The organism is Methylophaga sp. UBA2689 (assembly GCA_002354555.1).
Classification (GTDB): domain Bacteria; phylum Pseudomonadota; class Gammaproteobacteria; order Nitrosococcales; family Methylophagaceae; genus Methylophaga.
The window spans coordinates 1-3,801 of the sequence record DELT01000068.1 but is presented as its reverse complement, the minus strand read 5'-3'; the positions used below and the strand labels follow the sequence as shown (position 1 = coordinate 3,801).

Here is a 3,801-nt window from a genome sequence, read left to right as displayed (position 1 = left end):
TCCGGAATATTTTCAAAAATCAAATCGCCCTGATGCTGTTTAATCACTTTCTGAGCAAAAGGAATACCCAGTCCGCAATTCAGCTTTTTATGCATTTGACTGGTTTCTTGTTGAGGCGTTTCGCTAAAACCAGGCCCTTGATCTTCAATGTGCAATCCAATTTTTTGAGGGGTTTCCCAGTAGTGAATATGAATTGTTGAATTCATGGGTGCCACTTCAATTGCATTTTGAATCAAATTGAAAATAGCCTGCTCCATCAGATTATTATCCATATTAATCAGTCTGGCCTCTTGCTGCCAGCCATGGCGGTTTACATCGATGCCTTTATCATTGAGTTGCAGCGCTATCAGGGATAAAGCATTATCAGTGAGTTCAGTTAGTGTTGCCTCAACAAGGTGTGGTTTTAACGGATGCAAGTACATCAGTAGCGAGGTAACCCAGTTTTCCAGTCGATCTACAGCAATTATAATGTCTTTCAGCACGATACGACTTTCTTCATTCGCCTCTTCGATAGAAACTTGTGCAGCCGCGCGAATTCCCGCAAGAGGATTACGGATATTATGAGCTACCAAAGGCACCAGTTCGCCTAAAGCGGCTTGTTTTTTGGTTTCAATCAATTTGTCACGATTACTGGACAATTCGTCAGCCATGCTATTGATAGCCTGCGAAAGCCGTTGCAGCTCGTCGACTCCTGTTAAGGGAATATGATGATTAAAATCTCCGGTACTGATTACCTTGGCACCCTGGGTAACATTACGTAGCGGCGCCAGCATATTTCGACGGACAAACCATTTGGAGATAGTGAGTAGGATTAATGCCAACAGAATTGGCAATGCTTCGCTGAGGAGCATTTTGCCAAACATACGTTCATCAGAATCAGTTAACTGCTGCTGTTGCTGCTGAAGATATTGCTCCATTTCGCTGAAAACCATTTCAAGTTGACGAAAGGTTTGCTGTTCAAGCTGGTCATCTAGCCAGAGTTTGTCATCATTGCTAAGTTTATCTTTATCCAGAAAACGTCGGGTTTCCTGGTAAAACTTGTTGTAGGCATATTCAATTCTGACGATCAAAAGCTCTTCATCTGGTGAACTCGAAAGCACTTTTAACCGAGCCAGATAAGAATTAATCTGATCAACAAATTGATAATATTGTTCTGCTGCAAGCTCGTCATTCAGAAAAACAACATCAAAGACTTCTTTTAGCTGGCGATAAAGATCACCACGTAAGTGCTGTACATGCGTATTGATTGAACTTAAACGCAGAGACTCTTCTGAACTTTTCTGCCAGGCAAGTGCCCAGTTGAAACTCATCAAGGCTGTCATGATAATTAACACCACAAAGCTGAGCTCGTGGAACCTTAAGGCACCTTGAATGGACTGGAGTTTTTTTAAAAGTCTTTTCATTTAAAAACGGGCGCGAAGGCCCGTTTCATAAAATTTTCAAATATAAGTTATTGTGGCTCGAAACCGCTAAATGTGACTTTTTCCTCAACCAGCACCGGATCACCTTCTTTCCAGTTTTTGCCGTCTGGAACCACTGTTTTAACCTGATAAATTTCACCAGGAATTTCTTCAGACATTGTGAAAATATAGTATTTGGAAGAATACAATTTATAACGATCATTTTTCGGATCGTTGACGTAAGGCTGTACAGTATATTGCCATGCCTTTACCTTCTCACCGTTGTAATCCACTTCGACTTGTTTTTTGTCGGCTCCCTCAGCAAATGACCAACGCAGTAAGCGTTGAAAATAACGCCATTCACCTCCGGTCAAACGTTTCATTTCATGTACGTCATACTCCAGAAATAAAACGAATACACTATTGCCACGCTGATCCAGACGTTCCTGATATGGTCGTTTGTTTTCACCGGAAAAAAACTCAAAATAAGTATCTGCACGCCCGGTATTACGAATATTTTTGACCATCACATCAATCGTGTCCTGACGATCGCCATCAACAAAACTGGTTTTGGAAAATTTATATTTCAGCACGCCCGGCTGGTCAATATTTTTTAAATGCGCTTTATCAAATAACTCATTATTAATTTCTGACATGCCCGGAGCTGCAAACGCTTTGCCACTTAACAGCAATATTAATCCGAACAAAAAAACGATGTATTGGTTTGTCTTCACTGTTTGTTACCTCATGAATTTTTATAGGTGTTATGCTTAAATTCTTATATTTCAATTTATTATTTTTATTTGCTTATGACTCTACTTGAACGCCTAAAGATTCCTGCAATTGTGATTTCAAGCGTATTGATTATTATCGCATGTCAGTCGGCAAACACTAATCGAATACTTGAAAAAAACAGCCCGTATAATTACCAAGACACACTGGTAAATCTGGATATAGCCATCTCCGAGCATAACTACAGGATAATTCATAAAAGCGAAATCGGTTCGGCGATCCGTGAACGTGGAGATAAAAGCTTCCCTTTATCAACTGTCATCAGCTTTTGCAATATCACCCATGCAAAAGAAATGATGTTGATTAATGAACAACTTATCAATGATATGCCCTGCATCATTACTGTCAGGGAAAGCAACAATGGTGTGGTTATTGGCACCAGATTAATGGATGAAAACGTATCGGATAAAGATCAGGCACGTTTTGCTGCCCGAATTAATGATGATCTGAAAAAAATAATGGAGGCTACTATTTTGTAGCCTCCATTTTTCAGATGTTGGTTTAGCCAAACATTGTATTAATCGTCATCATCTTTACGCGGTTTTTTCGCAGGTGTAGGACTGACATTTTCCAATGAGGGTAAATTGTATTCAGCAATAATGGCATCTATCTCAGCTTTATTCTGATCTATAAATTTGTTCAGTAATTTATTCCAATCTCTATTTGAATAGCGAGTTGCCATACTAAAACTGAATACATGAAGCTGACCCAATTCATTTAATGGATTAACGGTTATTGGTACATCAGCAACTTTGGCGTGGTAACCGGCTACCGGTCCCCACATTGGGATCACGTCAATTTTTCCAGCAGCTAAATCTTCAATCGCTCTACCTGGGCTCGCATTTACATCGCCACTCATCAATTGATAATAAACAATATTATCTCCAAGCCCCATATCAAGGAGAGCTTTGGTGGAAATGGCGCGATCAAACAAACCAATTTTTAATGGTCCATGTTTTTCATTGACTTCTTTTAAATCTGAAAGCTTTTTGATTTCATAACCTTCCCCACTTCGATAGGCAATCGATTCAATAGAACTGAAATAGGGTTTGGTCGGCAGCAGAAAATCGGTGTGCTCAGGAACGCTCATTGCCAAATCACACATATAGCCACCGCGTTCAGGATGTTCTTTTTTTATAGTATTACGCGAAAACCCAATACGTTGAGGGAACCAGTAGTATTCAACCGGAATGCCTAATTTTTCACCTAATAATTCAGCAATTTTATTATCAAAACCTTCCTTGTTTTTATTGGAATACGGCATATTATTAGGATCCGCACAGACCCTTAATACTTCTTGTCCCGGAATTGGCTTCAGTTCTTCCGCATTAACTGCAAACGAGGCACCCAGTAGAGCAGACGCCAGGATTGCCCATTTTTGTAGTTTGATCATTCTCTCTTCCTTATTTCTTTTGGGAATATATATGACATTTCCTATGCCGTTTTTGTTCAAAAAAAAACCCGGCATCTATAAAAGATACCGGGTTTTTAATTTTAACTTAAGTATATTTTACAATACTTAATGGTCTTACAGGCTAAATACGCTCAGAACACCACCCAGGTTAGTCCAGCTAGACAGTGCACGATATGCACCAACTGCGCCCAGACC

At 39.8% G+C, this 3,801-nt stretch carries 4 protein-coding genes; 1 reads left to right on the top strand and 3 read right to left on the bottom strand.

The features are described from left to right. Together B3M51_RS07970 and B3M51_RS07965 are read right to left on the bottom strand one after the other, a co-directional pair. A partial coding sequence (locus B3M51_RS07970; protein WP_292758127.1) for a sensor histidine kinase occupies positions 1-1,322 on the bottom strand: 1,322 nt, incomplete at its 3' end. A gap of 128 nt (positions 1,323-1,450) precedes the next feature. Further along, positions 1,451-2,134, bottom strand: a complete 684-nt coding sequence (locus tag B3M51_RS07965; RefSeq protein WP_292479101.1) for a hypothetical protein — start codon at positions 2,132-2,134, stop codon at positions 1,451-1,453. 111 nt (positions 2,135-2,245) lie between these two features. Here B3M51_RS07965 and B3M51_RS07960 point away from each other — a divergent pair, with 111 nt between their 5' ends. Next, complete coding sequence (locus B3M51_RS07960) at positions 2,246-2,671, top strand: DUF302 domain-containing protein (protein WP_292479100.1); 426 nt, start codon at positions 2,246-2,248, stop codon at positions 2,669-2,671. A 38-nt stretch (positions 2,672-2,709) separates the two neighbouring features. On the opposite strand, the gene B3M51_RS07955 is transcribed toward B3M51_RS07960, so the two are convergent. Further along, positions 2,710-3,645 (bottom strand): quinoprotein dehydrogenase-associated putative ABC transporter substrate-binding protein, encoded by a 936-nt coding sequence (locus B3M51_RS07955; protein WP_292479099.1) that lies wholly within the window; start codon positions 3,643-3,645, stop codon positions 2,710-2,712. Positions 3,646-3,801 lie beyond the last annotated feature (156 nt).